The organism is Bacillus sp. 275, assembly GCF_001999205.1.
In the GTDB taxonomy this organism is placed as follows: Bacteria; Bacillota; Bacilli; order Bacillales; family Bacillaceae; genus Bacillus; species Bacillus velezensis.
Genome location: NZ_CP019626.1, coordinates 2,191,330 through 2,217,699 on the forward strand (window position 1 = coordinate 2,191,330; position 26,370 = coordinate 2,217,699).

The 26,370-nt window shown below is 48.0% G+C and carries 15 protein-coding genes and 1 pseudogene; 9 read left to right on the forward strand and 7 right to left on the reverse strand.

Going from position 1 to position 26,370, the window contains the following annotated elements:
* The first annotated feature begins 2 nt into the window (after positions 1-2).
* Together BZ167_RS10525 and BZ167_RS10530 are read left to right on the forward strand one after the other, a co-directional pair.
* Entirely contained in the window at positions 3-1,184 is a 1,182-nt protein-coding gene (locus tag BZ167_RS10525) for a NupC/NupG family nucleoside CNT transporter (RefSeq protein ID WP_004393280.1), read from the forward strand.
* A 27-nt stretch (positions 1,185-1,211) separates the two neighbouring features.
* On the forward strand, positions 1,212-2,513 hold the full coding sequence (locus BZ167_RS10530) for a pyrimidine-nucleoside phosphorylase (protein WP_007407816.1): 1,302 nt from the start codon (positions 1,212-1,214) through the stop codon (positions 2,511-2,513).
* A 39-nt stretch (positions 2,514-2,552) separates the two neighbouring features.
* Here the strand turns inward: BZ167_RS10530 and BZ167_RS10535 are convergent, their stop codons facing one another.
* From BZ167_RS10535 to hutP, 6 genes are all read right to left on the reverse strand, one after another.
* Positions 2,553-3,971, reverse strand: coding sequence for an amino acid permease (locus tag BZ167_RS10535; protein WP_033574317.1), 1,419 nt, complete (start codon positions 3,969-3,971; stop codon positions 2,553-2,555).
* Positions 3,972-4,041: 70 nt separating this feature from the next.
* A complete protein-coding gene (hutG, locus tag BZ167_RS10540; RefSeq protein WP_064115233.1) occupies positions 4,042-4,992 on the reverse strand; it encodes a formimidoylglutamase in 951 nt (316 codons plus the stop codon).
* Positions 4,985-6,250 carry an imidazolonepropionase gene (gene hutI / locus BZ167_RS10545; protein WP_077392064.1) on the reverse strand — a complete coding sequence of 422 codons (1,266 nt, stop codon included), beginning with the start codon at positions 6,248-6,250 and terminating at the stop codon, positions 4,985-4,987. Before hutI ends, hutG begins: the two co-directional genes overlap by 8 nt.
* A gap of 1 nt (position 6,251) precedes the next feature.
* On the reverse strand, positions 6,252-7,916 hold the full coding sequence (gene hutU / locus BZ167_RS10550; RefSeq protein WP_077392065.1) for a urocanate hydratase: 1,665 nt from the start codon (positions 7,914-7,916) through the stop codon (positions 6,252-6,254).
* On the reverse strand, positions 7,913-9,451 hold the full coding sequence (hutH, locus tag BZ167_RS10555) for a histidine ammonia-lyase (protein WP_039063838.1): 1,539 nt from the start codon (positions 9,449-9,451) through the stop codon (positions 7,913-7,915). The genes hutU and hutH overlap by 4 nt, the downstream gene beginning before the upstream one ends.
* Positions 9,452-9,561: 110 nt before the next feature.
* Entirely contained in the window at positions 9,562-10,008 is a 447-nt protein-coding gene (hutP, locus tag BZ167_RS10560; RefSeq protein ID WP_015418550.1) for a histidine utilization transcription antiterminator HutP, read from the reverse strand.
* 241 nt (positions 10,009-10,249) lie between these two features.
* On the opposite strand from hutP, the gene BZ167_RS10565 reads away from it, so the two are divergent.
* Together BZ167_RS10565 and BZ167_RS10570 are read left to right on the forward strand one after the other, a co-directional pair.
* Positions 10,250-11,656: an arabinan endo-1,5-alpha-L-arabinosidase AbnB gene (locus BZ167_RS10565; RefSeq protein WP_077392066.1), complete on the forward strand. Its 1,407-nt coding sequence runs from the start codon at positions 10,250-10,252 to the stop codon at positions 11,654-11,656.
* 179 nt (positions 11,657-11,835) lie between these two features.
* Positions 11,836-12,225 carry a (deoxy)nucleoside triphosphate pyrophosphohydrolase gene (locus BZ167_RS10570; RefSeq protein WP_007407807.1) on the forward strand — a complete coding sequence of 130 codons (390 nt, stop codon included), beginning with the start codon at positions 11,836-11,838 and terminating at the stop codon, positions 12,223-12,225.
* Here BZ167_RS10570 and BZ167_RS10575 read toward each other — a convergent pair.
* On the reverse strand, positions 12,214-15,345 hold the full coding sequence (locus tag BZ167_RS10575) for a DUF3427 domain-containing protein (protein ID WP_077392067.1): 3,132 nt from the start codon (positions 15,343-15,345) through the stop codon (positions 12,214-12,216). The genes BZ167_RS10570 and BZ167_RS10575 overlap by 12 nt on opposite strands.
* A 189-nt stretch (positions 15,346-15,534) precedes the next feature.
* Here BZ167_RS10575 and BZ167_RS10585 point away from each other — a divergent pair.
* From BZ167_RS10585 to BZ167_RS10605, 5 genes and pseudogenes are all read left to right on the forward strand, one after another.
* A pseudogene (locus BZ167_RS10585) lies at positions 15,535-16,380 on the forward strand (family 1 glycosylhydrolase); the annotation flags it as partial.
* A gap of 81 nt (positions 16,381-16,461) precedes the next feature.
* Positions 16,462-16,908 (forward strand): universal stress protein, encoded by a 447-nt coding sequence (locus tag BZ167_RS10590; RefSeq protein ID WP_007407802.1) that lies wholly within the window; start codon positions 16,462-16,464, stop codon positions 16,906-16,908.
* 147 nt (positions 16,909-17,055) lie between these two features.
* Positions 17,056-17,967 carry a DMT family transporter gene (locus BZ167_RS10595; protein ID WP_061890902.1) on the forward strand — a complete coding sequence of 304 codons (912 nt, stop codon included), beginning with the start codon at positions 17,056-17,058 and terminating at the stop codon, positions 17,965-17,967.
* Between the two features lie 140 nt (positions 17,968-18,107).
* Positions 18,108-19,172 carry a polysaccharide lyase family 1 protein gene (locus tag BZ167_RS10600; protein ID WP_020958055.1) on the forward strand — a complete coding sequence of 355 codons (1,065 nt, stop codon included), beginning with the start codon at positions 18,108-18,110 and terminating at the stop codon, positions 19,170-19,172.
* Positions 19,173-19,332: 160 nt separating this feature from the next.
* Positions 19,333-26,370 carry a DNRLRE domain-containing protein gene (locus BZ167_RS10605; protein ID WP_077392070.1) on the forward strand — a complete coding sequence of 2,346 codons (7,038 nt, stop codon included), beginning with the start codon at positions 19,333-19,335 and terminating at the stop codon, positions 26,368-26,370.

Sequence of the window (26,370 nt, forward strand, 5' to 3'; positions counted from 1 at the left end):
ATATGAAGTATCTCATCGGAATTATCGGAATCATTGTGTTTTTAGGTCTTGCCTGGCTTGCCAGCAACGGCAAAAAAAGAATCAGAATCCGGCCGATCGCCGTCATGCTCGTGCTGCAGCTGATTCTCGGTTATATTCTCCTCAACACCGGTATCGGGAATTTTCTTGTCGGCGGTTTTGCAAAAGGATTTAACTACTTGCTGGAATATGCATCAGAAGGGATTAACTTTGTATTCGGCGGGCTTGTGAATGCGAAACAGACGACGTTCTTCATGAGCGTGCTTCTGCCGATCGTCTTTATATCCGCTTTAATCGGAATTCTGCAGCATTGGAAGGTCCTCCCCTTCATCACGAAGTATATCGGTCTTGCGTTAAGCAAGGTGAACGGAATGGGGAAAATCGAATCTTACAACGCTGTCGCATCCGCGATTTTAGGGCAATCAGAAGTCTTTATCAGTTTGAAAAAACAGCTCGGTTATCTTACTGAACAGCGCTTATATACGCTTTGCGCATCCGCAATGTCGACGGTCTCAATGTCGATCGTCGGTTCTTACATGATGATGCTGAAGCCCGAATACGTCGTGACGGCGCTTGTGCTGAACTTATTCGGCGGATTTATCATCGCTTCTATCATCAACCCGTACACCGTCAGCAAAGAAGAGGATTTGATCGTCGTTCCTGAAGAAGAAAAGCAATCCTTTTTTGAAGTGCTCGGTGAGTATATAATGGATGGATTCAGAGTCGCCGTCGTCGTAGCGGCGATGCTGATCGGATTTGTCGCACTCATTGCTCTGGTCAACGGCGTTTTCAATGCGGTCTTCGGCATTACATTCCAGGCGCTGCTCGGATATGTCTTCGCGCCGTTTGCGTTTTTAACCGGTATTCCGTGGAATGAAGCGGTGAGCGCCGGAAGCATTATGGCGACGAAAATGGTATCGAATGAATTTGTGGCGATGCAGACACTCTCATCCGGCGATTTCCATTTCAGTGCGCATACACAGGCAGTGGTATCTGTATTCCTTGTCTCATTCGCGAATTTCTCCTCTATCGGAATCATTACCGGTGCGGTGAAAGGGCTGCATGAAAAACAAGGAAACGTCGTCGCGCGGTTCGGGCTGAAGCTGCTGTACGGCGCAACGCTCGTCAGCTTCCTGACAGCGGCGATCGTCGGATTGATTCACTGAACATAAATGAAGGACAGGTGATAGATCATGAGAATGGTAGATCTTATTGTAAAAAAACAAAATGGAAAAGAACTGACAACAGAAGAAATTCAATTTTTCGTAAAAGGATACACGGACGGAAGCATCCCTGATTATCAGGCAAGCGCGCTGGCTATGGCGATTTACTTTCAGGATATGACGGATCAGGAGCGCGCCGATCTGACAATGGCGATGGTGAATTCAGGGGAAACGATTGATCTCTCCGCCATTGAAGGCATTAAGGTCGACAAGCACTCTACGGGCGGGGTCGGCGACACGACAACTCTCGTACTCGCACCGCTCGTCGCGGCGCTCGGCGTTCCCGTTGCTAAAATGTCCGGCCGCGGTCTTGGCCATACGGGGGGAACCATTGATAAGCTGGAAGCGATCGAAGGCTTCCACGTGGAATTGTCAAAAGATGAATTCATCAAGCTTGTGAACCGCGACAAGGTAGCCGTCATCGGACAAAGCGGCAATTTGACGCCTGCCGATAAAAAGCTGTATGCGCTGCGTGATGTAACGGGTACGGTGAACTCCATCCCGCTGATCGCAAGCTCAATTATGAGTAAAAAAATCGCCGCCGGAGCAGATGCCATCGTGCTTGACGTCAAAACGGGAGCCGGCGCGTTTATGAAAACGGATGAAGACGCCGTGAACCTCGCCAAAGCAATGGTCCGCATCGGAAACAACGTCGGCCGCCAGACGATGGCCGTGATTTCTGATATGTCGCAGCCGCTCGGTTTTGCGATCGGGAATGCCCTGGAAGTACAAGAAGCCATTGATACATTAAGAGGGGAAGGTCCTGAAGACTTAAACGAACTCGTCCTCACGCTCGGCAGCCAAATGGTCGTATTGGCGAAAAAAGCTGAGACATTGGAAGAAGCGAGAACGAAGCTGCAGGAAGTCATGAAAAACGGCAAAGCGCTTGAAAAGTTCAAAGAGTTCCTGAGCAATCAGGGAGGAGACGCTTCCGTTGTTGACGATCCGTCCAAACTTCCGCAGGCGGCGTACAAAATTGACGTTCCGGCAAAAGAAGCGGGTGTCGTTTCAGAAATCGTCGCTGACGAAATCGGCGTCGCAGCGATGCTGTTAGGCGCGGGACGTGCGACAAAAGAGGACGAAATCGACCTTGCCGTCGGCATTATGCTCCGCAAAAAAGTCGGTGACAACGTCGAAAAAGGCGAGCCGCTCGTCACCCTTTACGCCAACCGCGAAAACGTTGAAGACGTGACCGCCAAAGTCTATGACAACATCCGCATCTCAGAAAAAGCGGAAGCGCCGAAACTGATTCATACGCTGATTACGGAATAAGAGAAGAAAGGCACATACCTCATCAGTATGTGCCTTTTTTTATGGCATGGTTTTATCCAAATGAATGTCACGGACGGATTGTTTCGGCTGTTTCTTTCTCAAAAAACGAATGAGATAGCACAGGATCATACAAGGAATTCCGCAGAAGAGGGCGATTCTTTGATTGGGATCAAATGCAAGGCCTACGCATGAAGCGAAACATAAGATCACAGCGGCGATCGGAACGAGAGGGTATAACGGTGTGCGGAAGGTCAGATCCGAGACGCATCCGCCGTTTTTCACATAATGTTTTCGAAATAACAGCTGAGACAGTGCGATGCTCATCCACACCACGACGCCGGCAAATCCGGCTATTGCCACAAGCACCACGTAGACTGTGCCCGGGGCGGCGATGCTTGAGATCAAGGATATGCAGGAAACGGCCATGCTGGCGAGCAGAGCATTCAGCGGAATGCCTTTCGGCGTAACTTTTTTGAACCGGGCGCTGATCATGTTTTCATTCGCAAGAGACCACAGCATCCGGGTGGAAGCATACAGCCCGGAGTTGGCGACCGAAAGCAAAGCCGTTAAAATCACGAAGTTCATGATATCTGCGGCGTATGGGATACCGATTTGGGAAAAGACCGCGACAAACGGACTTTCAATCACACCGGCCTCCTTCCAGGAGATCAGTCCGGACAGCACAAAAATGGCACCGATAAAAAAGATGACCGTTCTCCAGGCGACATTTCGGATCGAACGCGGAATATCTTTTGCCGGATTGGCGGTTTCACCCGCGGTAATTCCGATCAGCTCCGTCCCTGAAAAGGCGAAGCTTACGGAAATCATTGCGATGAAAACCGCAAGAAAGCCGTTCGGAAACAGTCCGCCGTGTGAGGTAAAATTCGACAGCATCGGAGCTTCACCCGAACCGTGCAATGAAATCAAACCGAACATCGCGGCGCCGCCTAAGATGATAAATAAAAGGATGGTAACGATTTTGACGCTTGAAAACCAAAACTCTGTTTCTGCAAACAATTTAACGGAGAATGCATTGGCGGCAAAAAGGAGAGCCGCGAAAATCGCGCTCCACATCCAGACGCTGCTGTGGGGAAACCAGCGCTGCATAAGGATACCGGAAGCTGTAAACTCCGATCCTACCGTCACCACCCAATTCACCCAATACATGATACCGACCATAAAGCCCGTGGACGGCCCGATAAACGTTGTCGCATACGTTTGAAATGAACCGGTCACAGGCATGGCTACTGACAATTCTCCGAGACACTGCATGACAAGATACATCATCAAGCCGCCGATCAGGTAAGCGGCGATCGTCCCGCCCGGCCCGGCCTGGCTCAATGTATACCCTGTGCTCAAAAACAGCCCCGTGCCAATGACTCCTCCCAATGAAATCATAAATAAGTGCCTGCTTTTCATCGTGCGCTTTAATTGATTGCCGCCTTGATCAACATCCATCGTGATCTCCCCCTTTTTGCGTGGCGTGAGAATCTTCCGGCAGCCGAGAGCACGCGTGCCGGATTTGACTTTAACGTGACAATTTAAATCCCTTTAATGCATGTAAAATGACGTGTGCGGCTGCCCGGCTTGTCATGTCGCGAAAATCAAGTGTCGGATCAACCTCAACGATCTCAATACCCGAGATGTCAGCCTCCTGGGCTAAAAACCGGACCGCCTGAAGCAGTTCTTCGGTATACAGGCCTCCTGGGCCGATCGCGGGGCAGCCGGGCGCATGAGCTTGATCCAGCACATCCATATCAACCGAAATAAAAATGGCGTCGGCTCTTTTTTGAACGGCCGGCAAGACCTCTTGTATCGTTCGGAGGAGCCCTTTCTCCCGGATCATCTCCATTGTATGCACGTCTGCCTGCCGCTCTTTTACATATTGTTCATATGCCAAGCTGTTGCTGAACTCCCTGATTCCAAGCTGAATCAGGTTTTGTCCGCTTATGATATTTTCATCTAACAGCCGGCGGAATGGCGTGCCGTTTGTCGGTCCTCCGTCTTCTGTGTTGCGGACGTCGTGGTGGGCGTCGAATTGAAAGACGGCCGTTGTTCCTTTCGTTTCCGCAATGGCTTTAATGGTGGAATAACTAATGGAGTTGTCGCCGCCGAGAATGACGGGCACCCAGTCAGGCTGGTCCGTCAGAATGTCATGAATGGTCCGGTAAATGTGTTCGTGAGATGTGACGACATCCGTGACGTGAATCTGAATATCGCCGATATCGTAAAGATGGTCAATGACATGCTCCCGCAGCTCCGCGGAATAAGCGGAAATCCCGCCGAGCGCCCGGCGGATCGCACCGGGTGCAAAGCAGGCGCCGGAATGGCTGATTGACGACTTAGAAAGCGGAACGCCGATCAAAGCCGGCCCTTTGATCGGTTGTCCCGCCCACGCTTCCGTCACATCGCCGATCCTTGTCACATGGCGGTCGTTGAAGAGGGAGCCGGCTTTTTGCAGAAACGGATACTTATCCAAGAGCGGCTCCCTCCCTTGAGACAACCGTCTTTCCATTCTTGATGACACGGTGTACATGATTGACGCCGTAATGATACGGGATATACATGTAATTCGGCGCTTCCCAAATGACAATGTCAGCCGCCCGTCCGGCTTTAATTTGTCCGGCCTCTTCGCCTTTTCCGATCGCATACGCGGCATTAACGGTGACAGCGTGCCAGATTTCTTCTGCGGTCATTTTTAAATGAAGCGCGGCAATTGACATGATGAGCTGGAGGTTTTCCGTCGGTGAGCTGCCCGGGTTGAAGTCAGTCGCCAAACTGACCCGTACGCCCGCATCAATCATCTCCCGGGCTCTCGCATAAGTGTGTTTGCCGAGATAGAAAGTCGTGCCCGGCAGCAGGACGGCGATCGTTCCGGACGCCGCTAGCTTTTCGATGCCTTCGTCAGACGCCCCCACCAAATGATCGGCAGTAACAGCATGCAGTTCTGCCGCCAATTCCGCGCCGCCGAGCGGGTCAATCTCATCAGCATGGATTTTCAGGCCGAAACCGGCTTCAGACGCCTTTTTCAGGTAGTCCCGCGACTGGCTGACGGTAAAGACGCCTGTTTCTGTGAAAATATCGGCAAATTGCGCGAGGCCTTTTTCTTTTATTTCAGGCAAAAGCTGCAGCATGCGATCCAGAAATTCGTCAGGGCTGTTCCGGTACTCAGGCGGAATGGCGTGTGCCCCCATAAAAGTTGTGACAAGGTCGACCGGCTGGCGTTCGCCCAGTTTTTTCGCCGCGGTCAGCTGTTTCAGCTCCGTGTCTTTGTCGAGTCCGTAGCCGCTTTTTACTTCTGCCGTCGTGATGCCGTATGACAGCATGCGTCCGAGGTGATAAAGCCCTTTTTTAATCAGTTCTTCTTCGGAAGCGGCTTTCGTGTCTTTGACGGTTGACAAAATGCCGCCGCCTTGCGCCAGAATATCCAAATAGGACATGCCCTGAATTTTTAAATTCAGTTCTTTTTCCCGGGACCCTCCGAATACAAGATGGGTATGGGGATCGACGAGGCCGGGGGTGACGAGCCGTCCCCCGCAGTCGATGATGTCTCTTGCCTCGTATCCTTCCTCCGCTCCTTGATGTCCGGCAAAAACAATGCGCCCGTCGTGAATGCCGATGACGGCATCTTCCGTGACACGAAGATCCTGCATGCTTTCGCCTGATCGGGGGCCGCCGGATTCCATCGTCAGCAGCTGGCCGATGTTGGTGAGTAGGGTATCTATTTGTTTCGGCATGTTACCGCTCCTTTTTCATCGGTATCATAATGTCTTGTTCCTCGGCGACTTGAGCCGCTTTTTCATAACCTGCGTCCGCATGGCGGATGATGCCCATTCCCGGATCGCTTGTCAGAACGCGGGAAAGCCGTTGTTCCGCAAGGATGCTGCCGTCAGCGACCGCGACCATTCCCGCGTGAAGGGAATACCCCATGCCGACGCCCCCGCCGTGGTGAAAAGAAACCCAGCTTGCGCCTGAGGCCGTGTTGATCAGCGCGTTCAGCACCGCCCAATCGCCGACCGCGTCGCTTCCGTCTTTCATCGCTTCTGTTTCCCGATTCGGAGAGGCGACAGATCCGCAGTCTAAATGGTCTCTTCCGATGACGATCGGGGCTTTCAGCTCGCCGTTTCTGACCAATTCATTAATGGCGAGCCCCATCTTTTCCCGTTCACCGTAGCCGAGCCAGCAAATACGGGACGGCAGGCCTTGGAATGTGACTTTTTTCTGTGCCATGTCAATCCAGCGGTGAAGGGCTTGATTTTCTGGAAACAGCTCTTTTAATAAAGCGTCAGTGCGGTATATATCTTCAGGGTCTCCCGACAGCGCGGCCCAGCGGAACGGCCCTTTTCCTTCACAAAATAAAGGCCGGATGTAGGCGGGAACGAATCCCGGAAAATCAAAAGCATCGGCGAGACCCTCATCTTTGGCAGCCTGGCGGATATTGTTGCCGTAATCAAAGACGACGGCACCTTTTTTCTTGAAGGCGAGCATGGCTTCCACATGCTTTTTCATACTCTGCTTGGAAAGCCTTACGTATAATTCAGGCTGATCCCGGCGCAGACGGTCGGCCTCTTCAAGTGAGTATCCTGCCGGAATATAGCCGATCAGCGGGTCGTGAGCGGAAGTCTGATCGGTCACGATGTCAATATGGACGCCGCGGTTCAAAAGCTCCTGATGCACCTCAGCCGCATTGCCGAGAAGGCCGATCGATAAAGGCTCTCCGGCTTGTCTGGCTGCTTCGGCCCAGCGCAGCGCTTCGTCAATTGATGCGGTTTTACGGTCGCAATAGTTTGTTTCAATGCGTTTATCAATCCGTGTTTCATCCGCTTCAACGGCGATGACGACGCCATCATTCATCGTGACGGACAGCGGCTGAGCGCCTCCCATTCCGCCAAGTCCGGCCGTCAGCGTAAGGGTTCCTTTCAGACTGCCGCCGAAATGCTGTCTCGCAAGCTCAGCAAAGGTTTCATAGGTGCCTTGCAAAATACCTTGTGAGCCGATATAAATCCAGCTGCCGGCCGTCATCTGCCCGTACATCATCAGTCCTTTTTTCTCAAGGTCATGGAAATGCTCCCAATCCGCCCATTTCGGCACGAGAACCGAATTAGCCAGCAGGACGCGGGGCGCGCGGCTGTGCGTGCGGAACAGTCCGACCGGTTTTCCGGATTGGATCAGCAGTGTTTCATCATCTTTTAACGTTTTGAGGGAACGCTCAATCGCGTGAAAAGCATCCCAGTTTCGCGCGGCCTTGCCTATGCCGCCGTATACGATCAGATCCTCCGGCTTTTCGGCAACCTCCGGGTCAAGGTTGTTTCGGAGCATGCGGAGCACGGCTTCCTGCTCCCATCCTAAGCATTCAAGTTCGGTGCCGCGGCCGGCGCGGATTGATTTCTTTACATCAGTCATCTTGTAAGTCCCCCTTCATTGGTCATCAGTTTTTGGTGATGCTCATTCGGCAGAAAAGACTCCTTCTTCAGCCAGTCACTCAGATGCTCGATGTCATAAGAAAACACGCGGTCTTCTTGTATGGACGGCACGATGTTTCTCATTTCGTGATAGAGCTGTTTTGTGTACGAGGCGCAATGTTCCGCACCCCGGTACTCCACGGCCTGCAGCGCGCAAATGGCTTCAACGGCAAGCACCCGTCTCGTATTCGCAATGATCTGGTAGGCGTGCCTTGAGGCGATGGTTCCCATGCTGACGTGATCCTCCTGGTTTGCCGATGAAGGAATGGAATCGACACTGGCGGGATGGGCCAGGGTTTTATTTTCTGACACGAGGGAGGCCGCCGCATATTGCATGATCATCGCTCCGGATTGTAAGCCGGGCTGAGGGCTCAGAAAGGGCGGCAGGTCATTCAGCTGCGGATTCACAAGCCGTTCGATCCGGCGTTCAGAAATATTCGCAAGCTCGGCCGCCGCCACTTTGAGAAAATCCATGGCAAAGGCGATCGGCTGTCCGTGAAAGTTTCCGCCTGAGATGATTTTGGCGCCGTCTTCAAAAATGAGCGGGTTATCTGTCGCGGCATTCATCTCAATTTCTAATTTTTCTTTTACATACGCTAATGTCTGCCATGATGCACCGTGGACTTGAGGAATACAGCGGATCGAATAGGCGTCCTGGACACGCAGCTCCCCTTGGACGGTCGTCAGCTTGCTGTCTGACAAGTAATAGCGGATTCGCTCTGCGACATCCATCTGTTCCTGATAACCGCGGGCGGCATGAATGTCCTCGTCAAACGCATCGATAATGCCCTGAAGGCCTTCGATCGTTAAGCTCGCGATCCGTTCCGACTGATAGGCCAGCTTTTCGGCCTCGAGGTAAGCGATCAGTCCCATCGCGGTCATGGCCTGCGTTCCGTTGATCAGCGCGAGCCCTTCCTTAGAGGTCAGGACGGCCGGCTGAAGGTTTGTCTGTTCTAAAGCATGAGCTGTCGGCATCCGGGCCCCTTCGTAAAAGACTTCGCCTTGACCGATAAGCGCCAGTGCGAGATGAGAAAGCGGCGCCAAATCCCCGCTCGCCCCCAGTGACCCTTGCTGCGGGATGACCGGGTGAATGCGATGATTGAGATACGCGAGCAGTTGATCAATCAGCTCAGTCCGCACGCCGGAAAAGCCTTTCAGCAAGGCATTGGCGCGCAAAAGCAGCATGGCCCGCGATACAGATTCCGGAAATGGATCACCGACGCCGCACGCGTGAGAAAGAATCAGATTCAGCTGCAGATCCGCAGCGTCTTCTTTTTGAATCAGCACATCGCTGAACTTGCCGAATCCCGTCGTAATCCCGTAAATGGTCTTCTCTTCTTGAACGATCCGTTCAACCGCCGCCCTGCTTTTTTTCACACGTTCCATGCTTTCGGCAGATGCTTGAACCTCTTCAAAATCAAACAGCACACGCTGGGCATCTGCGGTTGTCAGTGAGGAACCGTCTAACGTCACCATCATTTCAACCCCTTCCTTTACTTTGGTAAAGCGCCCATACAAAAAGGAGCTATGCCATGAAAATGATATTTCACGCATAGCCCCCTATCATCTGAAATCTATGGGCTGATTCATATGTGATTAATTCCGACTCCGAATGTTTCGTGCTCAAGCCCCTTAATCGGAGCTCCGATCGTGCCGTAAAGTGAAACAGCGATCCAATCGCCTTCCGCCTCGCTTTCATACGGATTTCCCCGCAAGACGGCAAACTTCAGGCCCACGGTACGAAGCAGCGAGCCAAGCAGCATTTCGCCCCTCGTCACTCCGTGCAAAGCTTCCATTGTGGCATGATACAGCGCATGTGATTCGCGATAACCCTCAGATTGAATGACACCGCTCTTTTTGGAAGCGGTTTCAATTGCGGCTACCACTTTATGCGCATCCATTGAACCCACCCTGCCGAGACAGACTTTCCAGCCGTCCTGTTCCAGCCGGCTGATCTGCTGGTTTTCTTCAGTCTCATGAAGCAGAAGAAGGACGGACAGTCGCCCGATGCGGCGGTCTTTGTGTAAGGTCATATATGCTTCACTCAATTCTTAAATATTCTGATAACTAGTAACTGTTTTTTATATTAAGTGTTTGCGAATCAGAAGTCAAAACTTTTTTTCCAGTCTTTCACAAATCAGATTGTTATCGAAGTAAAGCGGTACATCGCGAAGCCGGCGCTGTTGATCACATATTTCCGCCATCCGCGTCATAAAATGGAGCGTTGTCTTGAAAGCGTTTTAAGAAAAGAAGAGAGCGAGGAGATTTCAGAAAATGAAAACCAGTTTCTTTCGTGTGTGCCTGGTCTCAGCAGCGGTCATCGGATTCACTCTGCCGCAGGCAAAAGCCCAGCATCCGGTTTTTTCAGAGGTCAGCGTGCATGATCCGTCCGTCATCAAAACAGGCGATACATATTATGTATTCGGCTCGCATTTGGCTTCCGCCAAGTCGAAAAACCTGATGCAGTGGCAGCAGATGTCTTCAAGCGTCAATCCCAATAATCCCCTGATCCCGAACGTCTACACCGAATTAAAAGAGACATTCGACTGGGCCCAGTCTGATACGCTGTGGGCGCCGGACGTCACCCAGCTGTCTGACGGGAAATATTACATGTACTATAACGCCTGTAAAGGAGACTCGCCGCGATCCGCTCTCGGTGTCGCCGTGAGTGACAAAATCGAAGGACCCTACAAAAACAAAGGCATCTTTTTGAAATCGGGCATGGAAGGAAAAAGCGAAGACGGCACGACGTATAATGCAAACGTTCACCCGAACGTCGTAGATCCGCAAACGTTTTTTGACCATAAAGGCAAGCTCTGGATGGTGTACGGCTCTTACTCCGGGGGGATTTTTATACTGGAAATGAATCCGAAAACCGGTTTCCCGCTCCCGAACCAAGGCTACGGAAAAAAACTGCTCGGCGGAAATCACAGCAGAATCGAAGGCCCGTACATCAGCTACAATCCGGAAACGAAATATTACTATCTGTATCTGTCATTCGGCGGACTTGACGCAGCCGGCGGTTATCATATGCGTGTGGCGCGTTCCAAAAATCCGGACGGTCCGTACTATGACGCCGCAGGCCATAACATGCTTGACGCCAAAGGAAAAGACGGCAGTTTCTTCGATGACAAAGCAATTGAACCGTACGGGGTCAAACTCATGGGCGGCTACAGCTTCGCCTCACAATCTGAAAAAGGCACGGGCTACGTCTCACCGGGACACAACTCCGTGTTTTACGACGGGAAAACGAAACGATCATACCTCATTTTCCACACCCGTTTCCCGAACAGAGGCGAAGAGCACGAAGTCAGAGTGCATCAGCTGTACATGAACAAAGACGGCTGGCCCGTTGCAGCACCATACCGCTACGCGGGAGAACCGGATACACACATTTCGGCATCCGCCGCATCCGGAGCCTACAAACTCATCCAGCACGGAAAAGACATTACAGCTACGATCAAAACCCCAAAAACCATCCGGCTTAACAACGACGGCACCATTTCCGGGGAAATGACCGGAACCTGGACAAAAACGGACAGCAGCAAAGCCCGAATCAACCTGAACGGCACAAATTATGACGGCGTCTTCCTGAAAGAATGGGACTCAGCGAGAGAGAAAGAAGTTGTGACGTTTAGTGTGCTGAGCGGTGATGGGGAGGCTGTTTGGGGAGTGAAGTAAATTAGCACTTACTCCATTTTGGAGGGTGCTTTTTTCTTGCTAATTAGGAGAATGACCTTCTATTGCTTTTAATAAACCATTTGAATTATGATGGATTCAACCTCTATCGTTTACAGTGAACAGTATAAAATTGAAAAATTTGAATACATACCTAAGAAAAGACGAAAGGAAGTTTAATTTTGAAAAAAACAATAAAAGTAGCCGCCGCAGTCATACAAAATGAAAACAATGAAATTCTATGTGCTCTACGTTCTCCAACAATGTCTCTGCCTAATCTGTGGGAGTTTCCTGGTGGAAAGCTTGAAGAAGGGGAGAATGCACGAGAAGCACTTGTAAGAGAAATTGAAGAGGAACTTGATTGTAAAATTGTTGCGGGCGATGTGATAGCCGATATTCATCATGAATATGAGAAGGTCATCGTCAATTTAATTTCAATAAAAGCGAAGATTGTATCAGGGAAGCCGGTAGCAAAAGAGCATGCGGAATTCAGATGGGTGCCTATACGTGAGCTAGAATCACTAGAGTGGGCACCCGCTGATCTTCCGACCGTATCTGCCTTAATTCGTTAAATCCACATACAAGTTTTCTGGGACAGGCTGATGGAGCTTCCATTTGACATTCATTGGCTTGTCTCCGTGGCTTGATACGTAATCCGCTTCTCCTACATAAATAAATGGTAAAGTGATGTTGTGCATTTCAGTGAATTTCCTCACAAATAAATGAATATGGTATCCTTTTTCCTTATGGTGAATAAAGTTTTGCCCTACGCTTGATGTATGTGAGGTTTGGTTTTGACTTTGCCAGTGAAAATGGCTAGGATCAATAAAATAATCTTTATATAGCAAATGATCTTCTACTTTTTCTGACTTATTCAAATTGATAAAGATTAAATAGTGATTTTTAACTCTACGTACACCCTCTCGCCAAGTCCCTTCCTGATCAGTTGACTGAAAAAGATAAATGAGTTCATTTCTTGTATAGGTTTGATACATTGTAAGCTTAATCTCTTTTGAAGCAAGGGCTTCTATATTGTTCATACGTCTAAATTCAATCAGTCCATAGTGGACGCGCTCCTTAATATACGGTCCGAATAATGGATCGTTTAATATCTCGCTCACTTCTGGATCTAACTTGAATGTATCACCTTGTAATGTACCAAAGCGCCAATTCTGTTTTTGATCTGATTTCGTTAAACGCTCCATTGCTCGCTGAATGAGGTCATCATGTGTATCTGTTGTGATTTGAATATGAAACTGTTTTTCTAACGATTCTTTTACATCTTCTATTGTGATGATATTTTTGTGAAAACCGCTCTGTAAAATTAACCATTCATAAGGCCATTTAATAGGTAATTGCTGTTCTAATTTTGCTACTATCCCTACAACCAAGGGGTTATTGAGAATTGCTTCATCTGTAACATTCAAATCGTCCATTTTCTTTTTGGTCTGTACCCACGATTTGTATTTCTTTATAAAAAAGGTAAGCCCAGGTGCCTGTTCAGAGTATAGAAAATCAATTAATTCTGGAGAGCGTCCTAGCTCTTGTTTAAATTGCTTGTATAACGTTTTCAGCATGGCATCTGAATTTAGTTTAATATGATCGATCTTATTTAAAATTTCTTTCTTCGTTACGGCTGAAAGGTCAACATAAGATCCTCCAGGTAAATCTGAAAACTCATGCGTCACGGCCACTCGGAGGGAATCTTTATCAAACGATTTTTGGCTTGTTTGTCCAGATAGTGCGAGTGGAATAACAAATGACTTTTGATAGTTTCCGATAAAATCCAGTATCGTTACAAACTCTTTGTCGTCTGTTTTTCTAAGCCCCCGTCCTAATTGCTGAATGAAAATCGTTGGTGATTCTGTTGGTCTAAGGAACAATAGTAGATTGAGTTTTGGAATATCTATTCCTTCGTTGAAAATATCTACTGTAAATATAAGTTCTAAACTGTGGTGCGGGTCCTCCAAATGACGAATGACCTCTTGTCTTTTTGCAGGAGAATCATTTCCTGTTAAGTAAGTTGTATAAAATCCCAATTTATTAAATTCATCACTCATGTATATTGCGTGTTCGACGTTTGTACAGAAACCTAAGCCAACCATTTTCTCGCCGTGGAATCCATACATGTTGATCATCTTAATGATATATTCTACTCGTTTATGAGTTTTTAAATGATCTACTAGCGATTTCTCTTCGTACAGTCCATTTTTCACTTTTACTTTTTCGTAATCTACAGTATGATCTGAAATTCCAAAATAGTGAAATGGTGCAAGTAGCTCTGCCTTTAGGGCATCGCGGAGTCTAATTTCATAAACAACATTATGATCACAAATCTGAAGCACATCTTTACCGTCAAGACGCTCTGGTGTTGCAGTTAAACCTAATAAAAACTTTGGTGTAAAGTAGTTTAATACAGCTTGATAGGTAGATGCTTCTGCATGGTGGAATTCATCAATCACAATGTAGTCAAATTCATCTGTTGAAAAGGATTCCATTGTTTCTTTTTTATGTAGCGTTTGTACAGTGCTAAATAAAAAACGCTTATCTCTTTCTTTTTTCGTTCCAGTCAATAAACCAAAATCTTCATGATTATTGGTGACTTTCTGGAATGTTTCGATTGCTTTTGTAAGTAACTCTTCCCGGTGGGCAAGAAAAAGATATTTATTTGGTTTAAATTGCTCAAAATCAAATGCTGCTAAAAATGTTTTTCCGGTTCCAGTGGCGGCGATGATGACTGCTTTTGTCTCCCCTTCGTTTCTTGTTTTTTTAAGGTTTCGTAACGCTTCCTTTTGCATGGCATTCGGGGACATTTTCGTTTTGTAAAGAGAGTTTTGAGCAGCAAAGGAAGCACTTACCTTTTGGCTTCCTGTTTGGAATTCCTCATAGGCTTGTAAAAATTGTTCGTCAACAGGCTGTGTCTTTTCATTCCAAACAGTGTCAAACAAATCTTTTGTTTGTTGATAAACGGGGAGATATCTGGTTTCAGGTAGTCTAACATTTAACTCATACCCGGTCGTAAGTGCAGCTTGTGATAGATTTGAAGATCCTACAATGACACTATGCTGTCCAGAACAGCGTTCAAATAAGTATGCTTTCGTATGGAAAGATTTTTTATATTCATTTACAATTTTCAACTCAACATTTTCAAATTGAAGAAGATGTCTTAACGCCTTCGTTTCTGTAATACCCATATAGGTAGATGTAATGATGCGTACAGGGACATGTCTTTTAGCAAGCTCCTGAAGCGGAGGGATCAAAAGCTGAACACCAGACCATCTTGTAAAACTAACCATAAAGTCTACCCGATCCGCCGTTAACATCTCGTGTTTTAATGCTTTGAAAAAGTTATCATGAGTTTGATGATTTCCTAGCAGTTTCAGACGATGTAGAGAAAATTCCTCTGAAATAGGAAGTTCCATTTCGTTTAAACTATAAAGCACTGTGGAAAGTGGTAATGAAAAATTCGTATGTTGTCCAAGCTGAGAGGCAACTTTCTCGCTCAGCTGAATCGCTTGTTCATATTGATCTTGATCCACAAGTGTTTGAAATGTCTCGCTCAGTTGTTTTGCCGTATGTAAAGTCAAAACCTCTGCATATTCTTTAGGGCTAACCGGTTGAATGCGATGTGATGTTGGATAAAGTTTTTGTTGTTGCTGAATTTCCTCATGGAAGCCTCTATGATTTCTCATCATAATCTCCTTTTTTATATCAATAATTCCATTTTATCACTACCCTTACCAATAGGTAATACTAAAAAAGAAGAGAATAAAGTCCTATTTATTAAGCGTTTAAAAAATAACGCTGAGGTAGTTTGGTGGAGTATGGAGTATTCTTACATTGAAAATGGGGTTACTGTTGAGGTAATGGGCTTGAATTGACTGCATTTCCGGGAAGGCGAAAATAAACAAAACACGATGTACCAAGCGGCCCACCATCAATTTGTGGCGAGCGCGCTGGCGGTAAAAGCCGGTCATGAGATCATTCCGGATTCACAGATCGGCTGCATGATCGCCGCGACGACGACGTATCCGATGACGCCAAAGCCGGAGGATGTATATGCGGCTTTGCAAAAAGAGCGGAGCACGCTGTTCTTTTCTGATGTACAGGCGAGGGGCAGCTATCCGGGCTATATGAAACGCTTCTTTAAAGAAAACGGAATTACGATCGAGATGAAGGAAGGAGACGAGGCGCTCCTGAAAGAACATACGGTGGATTACATCGGCTTCAGCTACTACATGTCGATGACGGCCAGCACGGCTCCTGAGGATTTGGCGCAATCTAAGGGGAATCTTCTCGGCGGCGTGAAAAATCCGTACCTGAAATCTTCCGAATGGGGATGGCAGATTGATCCGAAGGGCTTGCGCATCACCTTAAACACGCTGTACGACCGTTATCAGAAACCGCTCTTCATCGTCGAAAACGGACTCGGCGCGGTTGATCAGCCGGAGGAGGACGGAAGCATTCAGGATGACTACCGCATCAATTATCTGCGTGATCATTTAATAGAGGCAAGAGAGGCGATTGAAGACGGCGTCGACCTGATCGGCTACACGTCGTGGGGGCCGATTGACCTCGTCAGCGCCTCAACGGCAGAAATGAAAAAACGCTACGGCTATATCTATGTCGACCGCGGCAATGACGGAAAAGGCACGTTTGAAAGAAAGAAAAAGAAAAGTTTTTATTGGTATAAAGACGTCATCGCCACAAACGGAGAAAGTCTGTAAGCGCAATGTTCCGGAGAAAGCCGGCAAAATTGACATTCAGCAAAGAGAGGAGGACAATAAAAGCAGAAAGGCGGGATTCATATGTTTAAAAAAATTCTTGCAGCAGTAGACGGTTCAGACATGAGCAATAAAGCCCTGGACGCAGCCATCCATCTGGCGAAAGAACAGCAGGCTGAACTCACCATTCTCTATGCGGGACGTGAAGCCGTTGTCTCCACATCAGCCTTAACAGGGATTGTCTATGTTCCGGAAAACTTCATTGAAGACATCAAACATGAAGTCGAGCAAAAAGGAGCGGCCATTCTGGAAGATGCCAAGCAGAAAGCGGCAGAAAGCGGAGTAAACGCGGAAAGCCTGTACGTCCAAGGCGAACCTGCGCATCAAATTTTAAACATAGCGAAAGAACAGCATTTCAATCTGATTGTCGTCGGAAGCCGCGGAATCAGCGGATTTAAAGAAATGATGCTCGGAAGCGTGAGCCATAAGGTCTCACAATTGTCTCCTTGTCCTGTACTGATCGTTCATTAAACAGAAGACCCTGCTGATGCGGGGTTTTTTTCATGAGAAAAGACCGCCGTCTTTCGAAAAATAGGATGAAATCTTCCTCTGAATCAAGTAAAATGGCTGTTAGTATTTGTCTGAATAAACAGTCAATGATATGGGGGAAGCGAATCAATGCAAGCTGAACAAACATCAAATGCCGTCATCAAAATGGTCATTTCCATGGTCATTTTCGGATCAATCGGCTTTTTCTCAGAACATACGAATGTGCCTTCAATTGAACTGGTCTTTGTGAGATGTCTGTGCGCCTCATTGTTTCTGGGCGTTTGCTGGTTTGGTTCCGGACGGTACCGCACCGAACAATGGAACCGGCGTGAGGTGCTGCAGACACTGGCCTGCGGATTTTTTCTCGTGCTGAACTGGGTGTTTTTATTTAAATCGTTTGAGGAGACATCAGTGACGATAGCGATTTCCGTTTATCATCTGGCTCCGGTTCTCGTCCTTCTCCTGGGGAGCCTTATATACCGGGAGAAACTGCATATTGTGTCCGTCACTTCCATCGTGATTTGTTTTCTGGGCACCGCCCTGATTTCCGGCATTAAAGGGAGTACATCATTTTCTCAGCTGATGGGATCGGGTATTATTTGGGCCGTGCTGGCCGCCCTTTTTTATGCTTTTACGACACTGGCCGGGAAAGGCATCAACAGCCTCAGCCCATACGCCGTCACCTGTTTGCAGACCGGATTGGGCGTTATCATTCTTCTCCCGTTCGTCCGTTATGGCGCTTTTTCTGATTTGTCGCATGTGAACTGGATCATGATTGTGTCGACCGGTATCATTCATACGGGAATTGTGTATTTGCTCTTTTTTGACAGCTTGCGGTTTTTATCCACCCGGTTTATTTCAATCATCGTATTTCTTGATCCGGCGGTGGCGATTGTGCTTGACACCGTATTTACGGGATTTCGCCCCGACCTTTATCAATCTTTGGGGATTGTATTGATTTTTGCGGGAATGGCGCTGTCCCTGATTCGAAAGCAAAAAGCCGTGCCGGCGGAAACTCAGGCAGACAGCACCCGTATATAGGCGGCCATACCGGCTGCTTTTTTATTTTGGGGCTTTTCAGCCATAACGAAAAAGCAGACAAACAGATCATGGAAAAAGAGGATAGTAATTGTATAATACTTCTTGTGTTTACAATTTAAGAAATTAAAGGAGTGAAGGGCATGATAAAAAAGACGCGTCATCTCGCTTTCTTGGCTGCACTCGGATTTGCGCTTTGTCTGGCCATCGTATGTTCCGCATCAAAGCAGGCAGAAGCGGCAGCGGCTTATCCGGATGTGATGCAGGGACTTACCGGATTCGCGGGCAATGCGAAGGATCATAACGGAAAAGCAAAATCCGCCGTATCGGGAGGCCAGGGCGGCCCCGTCGTCTACGTCAGTAATCTTAATGATCTGAAAAACAATGCGGGCGGAACGGACCGCAAAACCATCGTCATCACAAGTGATATTTCTTCCCCGGGTAAAGCCGTTGTGACAGTCGGTGCCAATAAAACCATCGTCGGCTCTTATACCAGCCACAGGCTGACCAACATCTATCTGACCACCGGATCCGGCTCAAACAATGTGATTTTCAAAAATCTCATTATCAGCCATAGTGCCGCCATTACAGGCAACAACGACATTCCGATGTACATAGCGAACGGACAGAATTACTGGATTGACCACGTCTGGTTTGAAGGACACAGCTACAATCCGAACAGCCACAGTGATTTGGGAAAGCTTCTGTATGTCGGCGCCAAAGCGGATTTTGTGACGCTGTCTAACTCTAAATTCACAGACCATCTGTACGGCCTGATTCTCGGTTATCCGAATGATGATAACGAAGGACGCAATTATATCGGCTATCCGCATATGACGATCACCAACAACTATTTTAATAACGTCTATGTGCGTTCACCGGGCCTGATGAGATACGGCTATTTTCACGCGAAAAACAACTATGTGACCAATTTCAATTTAGGATTCACCATTCATACAAACGCGACTGTCTTCTCAGAAGCCAACTATTTCGGTAACGGAAATGAAAAAGGCGGAATGATAGACGACTACGGGACGGCCCAATTCACCGACACCGGTTCATTCCCGTCGCTCAAAGCCCCGAAATCACCGCGCACCGGCTGGAATCCGAGATCAAATTACAGCTATGGAACCCTTTCAGCCCAGGACGCCAAAAACTTCGCCCAATCTTACGCGGGAGCGCAAAATACAAATCTCCGCTATCCATAATACGAAAAACCGCCGGCAGCCGGCGGTTTTTTTATATGATAAAAGGTTCAAAATCCCTATAATCCTTAAAATAACCTTAAATACCTAGGAAAATATTGATAAACAATTTCAATAATATTACTATTGTTAAGCCTATATTACAAAAGAAGGAGGAGAACCTATGAAAATAGGAAAAAAGAACAAGTGGAAAAAATGGCTGGCCGGCACTCTTGCGGCAACGCTGATGATTTCCATTGCGCCTGCCGATGTGTTTGCGGCAGAAACGCGTGAAAAACAAGATCAAGCGAAAACCGCCGCCATTCCGGCCGCAGACCCGGAAAAAGATCTTCCGGCGGAAAAAGCATCTGAGCAGATGCCTTTTGATCAAAAAGATATCAATCAAGACGGTGAGATCACGTCAGAAAGAACTGAGAATTCAAAGCTTTACTATGAAGGCGAGGGTGTGTACAAACAGGAAATCTACACAGACCCCATACATACGAAAGAAACCGCCAATGCGGACTGGGAAGACGTTTCTCCTGAATTGAAAACCGGCTCAAAGGAAGTCGGAACGGAAAATACAGTGCTGAATTCCGATTTTCTGAAGCAAATGAAAAACGGATTATACGCTACATTTGAACATGATGATCATAAGCTCACATACTCATTAACCGGCGCAAAAGGCCCCGATCAGGCTGCAATCACTCCGACAGATGCCTCAGCAAAAGTAAGGGAAGACAGCAACGAGCTTACGTATCAGCAAGTGTTTCCTGCAATTGATTTACAAACCTACACATTTAACGAAAACATAAAAGAAGACCTTGTGCTTCACAAATATGAAGGCTACAATTCCTTCACCTTTCAAATCAAAACCGACCTTCAGGCTAAAGAACAGGAAGACGGCTCGATCGCGTTTTCTGATGATAAAGACAATGTCGTCTACACCGTGCCGAAGCCCTTTATGACCGACTCAGATCTCGACGAAAAGTCAGGTGAAGTCAGCAGGTCAGAAGATGTCAGCTTCAAGCTTGAAAAAAATAGTGAAGGCTACTTGCTCCATGTAACGGCCGATGAAAAATGGCTGAAAGATCCCAAGCGGGTTTATCCGGTATCTATTGACCCTTCAACATCAGTATCTGTGTCATCCGATACCTTTGTCATGAGCGCGTACCCGACGACAAACTACTCTGCCGCATCGCAGAAATGGGATGCCGGATTGAAAGCGTACGTGCTGAAAACTGGATATTATGACGGCACAACCGGAACGAACTACGCTTTTATGAAGTTTGATAATCTAAAGCCGATCAAAAACATGACGGTGACGAAAGCGACGCTCAAAGCGTACACAGCCCACTCCTATTACGGATCAAAAGCGACGGGGCTTTGGCTCGACACCGTTAACAGCAATTACGACAATGCCAAGATTACGTGGAAGAACAAGCCGGGCTCCAAAAACATCGGCAAAGCCGAGGTCTATAAAGGCCAATGGGCAAGCTTCGATGTCACCTCCGCAGTCAAGTCGTGGAACAGCGGCGGCGCCAATTACGGCTTTAAGCTTCACGCAAACGGCAACGGAAAAGAATATTGGAAGAAGCTGATGTCATCAGCAAACTCTGCTAAAAAACCATACATTGAAGTGACATACACAATTCCGAAGGCGGACACGCCGTCTGTCAAAGCGTATCATAACGGAGATTCGACAGGATTTTTCAATATCAGCTGGAAAAAAGCTGAAGGCGCCAAAAGCTATAAAGTCTGGCTCTATAACGGGAAAGAATACCAGGCCATTCCGGTCGGCAATGCAACCTCTTGGAGCACAAAAGGAAAAAACATCTGGCCGACAAAAGCGGAAATCGACTCCGGCAAATATAAGCTGCATACAGACGGAAAAGGCGGAACTGAATTAGCGCTTAATCCTTCGCCGGTCTATAAAAACGCCGGCGGCAGCTATCAGGCAAGTAAAAATTACTGGGTCGCGGTCAGCGCGGTGTTTGACCAGGGAGAAGGCGCCATGTCTGCGGCCGCCAAGCCCGTCATTCCGAATATTGGAAGAGTTCAGAAACCAAGCACGAAAGGCTTTAATAACAACAACGCCACAGGCTGGTTTGATCTTTCCTGGAAAGCCGTATCAGGCGCAGCCGGGTATAAAATGCAAGTCTTTAACGGCAAAAGCTTTGAAACGCTTGACCTCGGAAATAAAACATCCTGGTCCACAAAAGATCAAAACATCTGGCCGACAAAGGCGGAAATCAGCGCCGGAAAATATGCGCTTCACCTGAAAGACAAAAAAGGCGCGGAATTGCCGATCAACCCGGGCCCCGTTTATAAAAACGCCGGCGGAGATGCGAACCGGAAAACCTACGGATTTAAAGTCATTGCTTATAACAAAGACGGAGAAGCGATCGCCTCACCGGAAGCGAGTCCGGCGCTGCCTGATATCGCAAAGCCGAAAAACCTGACAGGCTATGTCTATACGAACACGAAATCGAGCCAAACGGGTTATGTCAATCTCATATGGGATAAAGTCAAAAACGCCAAAGGCTACAAAATCAACATCTACAACGGAAAAGACTATCAATCATTCGATGTCGGGGATACCGATCATTGGACGACCCAAAACAAACACATCTGGCCTTCAGCCGATGAAGTGAAAGCGGGAAGATTCCAGCTTCACACGGACGGAAAGGGCGGCGAACTGGCGCTTGACCCTTCACCTGTTTACGAAAACGCAAACGGCAATTACAAAGGGAAGAAGAACTATTCCTTCACGCTGACCGCCTATGACGCAAACGGTGACAGCATACCGACGGCACCTTTTAACCCTGTTTTCCACGAAGGGGCGGAATTCCTCGGAACGGAAGAATTCTGGTCTATTATCGACATTCCGGACGGACAGCTGAACGGCGCGACGGGAAATGTCATCGTCAATGAGGAAGATATGTCAATCGACGGACGCGGCCCGGGGCTCGGACTCTCCCGGACCTTCAACAGCCTTGACAGCTCTGACCATATGTTCGGCCAAGGCTGGTATGCCGATGCGGAAACGTCGATCCTTTCTGAAGACGGCAGAGCCGTTTATATTGATGAGGACGCGACAACACATGTCTTCACGAAAAAATCTGACGGCACGTATCAGCCGCCGACGGGCGTTTATCTCGAACTTACGGAAACAAGCGATCAATTTGTATTAAAAACAAAAGATCAGACGAACGCTTACTTCAGCAAAAAAGGCGGCAAGCTCCAAAAAATCGTTGACGGACACAACAACACAACCGTATACGAATATAACGACAGCAATCAGCTGACCGCCATAACAGACGCATCAGGGCGCAAGCTGACATTTACCTATGATGAAAACGGCCATGTCACATCTCTTACAGGGCCGAAAAACAAAAAGATTTCATATTCATATGACAAAGACCTTCTCAAAAAGGTGACGGATACTGACGGCAGCGTCACAAGCTACGACTATGATGCCGAAGGGCGCCTCGTCAAGCAGTATTCCGCAAACAGCACGGATGACAAACCGCTGTTCACTGAATACCAATACAGCGGCCACCGTCTGGCCAAAGCCGTCAATGCGAAAAAAGAAACGTACGACTACAGCTATGACGCGGACAAAAAAACGCTGCTCATGACGCAGCCGAACGGCCGCAAAGTGCAGTACGGCTATAATGAGGCGGGCAACCCGATTCAGATGATCGATGATGCCGAAGGGCTGAAAATCACGACCAATACCGTATACGAAGGCAACAACGTCATTCAGGACACCGATCCGAACGACGCGGATGCGGGCAAAGCGACAGAAAGCTATCAATATGATAAAGACGGCAACGTCACAGCCGTAAAAGACAACTACGGCACTGAAACGTATCAGTACAACAAAAACAATGACGTAACGAAAATGAAGGATACCGAGGGGAACGTCACTGATATTGCGTACGACGGACTGGATGCCGTTTCTGAGACGGATCAAAGCGGAAAATCCTCATCCGCCGCCGTGTATGACAAGTACGGAAATCTCATTCAATCAAGCAAAGAGCTGGCAGCTTCGGCGAGCCTGCTGAAAGACGGCAGCTTTGAAGGAACAAAGCTTGGCTGGAATCTCACCGCTACGAGAGACAGCGGAAGCATCGCGTCTGTCAAAGGAAGAAGCGGCGCGCTGTCCGGACAAAAAGCATTGGAGATCTCGTCACAATCCGCTTCAGCCGGAACAGAGCACGGCCATGCGTCCGCAACGCAGGAAGTGCAGCTGGAGCCGAATACGACGTATACACTCAGCGGCCAGATCAAAACGGATCTGACGAAGGCGAGAGCGTATTTCAACATTGATCTGCGTGACAAAGACCAAAAACGCATTCAATGGATTCACAATGAATCAGGCGCATTAGCCGGAAAGAATGACTGGACGAAACGGCAGATCACCTTTACAACACCGGCCAATGCAGGAAAAGCCATCGTCTATATGGAAGTGGATCATAACGACAAGGACGGCAAAGGAAAAGCGTGGTTTGATCAGGTTCAGCTGGAAAAAGGCGAAGTCTCTTCAAGCTATAACCCGGTGCAAAACAGCAGTTTCACGGCCAAAACAGATGGCTGGAGCACAAGCGGAGCCGCCGCTGACCTTGATGAAGGCTTCGATGATGACAGCTCATTAAAAGCGTCCCGCACAAATGCATCACAAGCCAATGCGGCCGCAAAACAAACCGTTACGCTAGGCCAAAGCGCGGACGATAAGCCGGTATATATCACGCTGACGGGGATGTCCAAGGCTGACGGCGTAAAATTAACGAACGACAATGATTACGCTCTTCAGGCTGACGTCACTTATGCGGACGGCACGACGGGCGTATACACTGCCAAATTCCCGCAGGGGACACAGGAATGGAACCGGGCGGCGGCAGTCATTCCGAAAACAAAGCCGATCAATAAAATCGAACTCAGCATTCTGTTCCAAAAAAGCGCCACAGGAACGGCGTGGTTTGATGATATCCGTTTAATCGAAGGAAGCATCCTGACGAAAAACACCTATGACGAAAAAGGAAACTACGTCACAAAAGAAGAAGACGAACTAGGGTATGCAAGCACTGCTTCATATGATGAGACTGGAAAGAAAATGTCTGAAACCGACGCGAAAGGCGAAACAACCGCCTACGAATACGATCAGGCCGACCAGCTGACAAAGCTGACCTTGTCAAACGGCACATCCATCCTTCACAGCTATGACAAGGAAGGAAATGAGCTGACAAAAACGATTCGGGCAGGCGCGGACCAGACCTATCAATATGAATATGACGTCATGGGCAAGCTCGTCAAAACAACCGACCCGCTCGGCAATGTACTGAAGAGTGAATATGACGCCTACAGCAACTTGACGAAAACCGTTTCCGCCAACGGCAATGAAGTGTCGCTGACCTATGACGGCACCGACCGGGTTAAGTCAAAAGCGTATAACGGCACTGAAAAATACAACTTTACCTATGACAAAAACGGCAATGAAACGTCGGTCACGAACAAAGAACAAAATACAACGAAAAAACGCACCTTTGACAACAAAAACCGCCTGACCGAATTAACCGACCGCGGCGGCAGCCAAAGCTGGACGTATCCGGCTGATTCGGATAAGCTGAAAACTTTCTCATGGAGCCACGGCGGCCAAAAAGGAACAAACAGCTTTACGTACAACAAACTTGATCAAATGATTGAAATGAAAGACGGCACTTCAGCCTATACATTTGATTATGATGAAAACGGCAATGTCCAGACATTCATCAGCGGAAATGAAGTCGGCACGAGCTTCTCATATGATGAGCGGAATCTTGTCAGCTCTCTTCATATCGGAGCGAAAAACGGCGGCAGCATCTTCCGGGAAAGCTATGAATACGACGCCAACGGCAACCGCACGGTCATCGACAGCTCAGCGGGCGGAAAGGTGCAGTACGAATACGGCAAGCTCAACCAGCTCGTCAAAGAAACTCATGAAGACGGCACCGTCATTCAATATACGTACGACGGCTTCGGCAACCGGACAAATGTTACCACCACAAAGGACGGCGCAAGCAAATCAGTCAACGCTTCCTTCAACATCATGAACCAGCTGACGAAGGTGAATGACGAAGACCTGTCCTACGATAAAAACGGCAACCGCACATCCGACGGCAAATACACATATACGTGGGACGCGGAAGACAACCTGACCGCCGTCACGAAAAAAGGCGAAGACAAGCCGTTCGCAACATACAAATACGATGAAAAAGGAAACAGAATCCAAAAAACCGTCAACGGAAACGTCACAAACTACTTCTACGACGGAGACAGCTTGAATGTCCTGTATGAAACAGACGCAGACAACAACGTCACTAAATCATACACGTACGGTGACAGCGGCCAGCTGTTATCCTATACAGAGAACGGCAAGAAATATTTCTATCACTACAACGCACACGGCGACGTCATCGCCATCACAGACAGCACCGGAAAAACCGTTGCCAAATATCAATACGATGCATGGGGAAATCCGACAAAAACCGAAGCGAGCGACGAAGTAAAAGACAACCGCTACCGCTACGCAGGCTACCAGTACGATGAAGAAACCGGTCTATACTATCTCATGGCCCGCTACTACGAGCCAAGAAACGGCGTATTCTTATCACTAGACCCAGACCCGGGAAGTGACGGCGATTCTTTAGATCAGAATGGATATGCATACGGAAACAACAACCCAGTCATGAACGTCGATCCGGATGGGCATTGGGTGTGGCTTGTAGTAAATACCGGATTTGCAGCCTATGATGGATATAAGGCCTATAAATCAGGTAAAGGATGGAGAGGTGCAGCCTGGGCAGCGGCTTCGAACTTTGGGCCTGGGAAAGTGTTTAAAGGTGCTAAGAAGGCTTTGGGATTTGCGAAGGCCGCCAAGAAGTATTTAAAACCTGGTAAATACGCTAGAAGGTCAATTCCTGCAAGAAGTACAAGTAGCAGGTTAAATAAAAAGGAAAGAAGAGTATTAAACAAAATTGGGAATAAATATGGCTGTCATACTTGTGGTAGAAGGCACCCTGGAACTAAAAGCAGAAATTGGATTGCGGATCACCAACCAGTATCAAAATTAAGGAAGAAAGGCCAGCGACAAAGGCTATATCCTCATTGTCAAACTTGTTCACGAAAACAAGGAGGATATACTAGTGCTATTCTGAGAAAAAGACATCAACGGAGGTGA

Excerpts from the sequence above, each read along its gene's own strand:
- BZ167_RS10605 (WP_077392070.1), top strand. The coding sequence starts at position 19,333 with ATGAAAATAGGAAAAAAGAACAAGTGGAAAAAATGGCTGGCCGGCACT.
- BZ167_RS10525 (WP_004393280.1), top strand. The coding sequence starts at position 3 with ATGAAGTATCTCATCGGAATTATCGGAATCATTGTGTTTTTAGGTCTT.
- hutH (WP_039063838.1), bottom strand. The coding sequence starts at position 9,451 with ATGGTGACGTTAGACGGTTCCTCACTGACAACCGCAGATGCCCAGCGT.
- BZ167_RS10575 (WP_077392067.1), bottom strand. The coding sequence starts at position 15,345 with ATGAGAAATCATAGAGGCTTCCATGAGGAAATTCAGCAACAACAAAAA.
- hutI (WP_077392064.1), bottom strand. The coding sequence starts at position 6,250 with ATGCCGAAACAAATAGATACCCTACTCACCAACATCGGCCAGCTGCTG.
- BZ167_RS10565 (WP_077392066.1), top strand. The coding sequence starts at position 10,250 with ATGAAAACCAGTTTCTTTCGTGTGTGCCTGGTCTCAGCAGCGGTCATC.
- BZ167_RS10535 (WP_033574317.1), bottom strand. The coding sequence starts at position 3,971 with ATGGATGTTGATCAAGGCGGCAATCAATTAAAGCGCACGATGAAAAGC.
- hutP (WP_015418550.1), bottom strand. The coding sequence starts at position 10,008 with ATGACCTTACACAAAGACCGCCGCATCGGGCGACTGTCCGTCCTTCTT.
- BZ167_RS10600 (WP_020958055.1), top strand. The coding sequence starts at position 18,108 with ATGATAAAAAAGACGCGTCATCTCGCTTTCTTGGCTGCACTCGGATTT.
- hutU (WP_077392065.1), bottom strand. The coding sequence starts at position 7,916 with ATGACTGATGTAAAGAAATCAATCCGCGCCGGCCGCGGCACCGAACTT.
- BZ167_RS10590 (WP_007407802.1), top strand. The coding sequence starts at position 16,462 with ATGTTTAAAAAAATTCTTGCAGCAGTAGACGGTTCAGACATGAGCAAT.
- BZ167_RS10595 (WP_061890902.1), top strand. The coding sequence starts at position 17,056 with ATGCAAGCTGAACAAACATCAAATGCCGTCATCAAAATGGTCATTTCC.
- BZ167_RS10530 (WP_007407816.1), top strand. The coding sequence starts at position 1,212 with ATGAGAATGGTAGATCTTATTGTAAAAAAACAAAATGGAAAAGAACTG.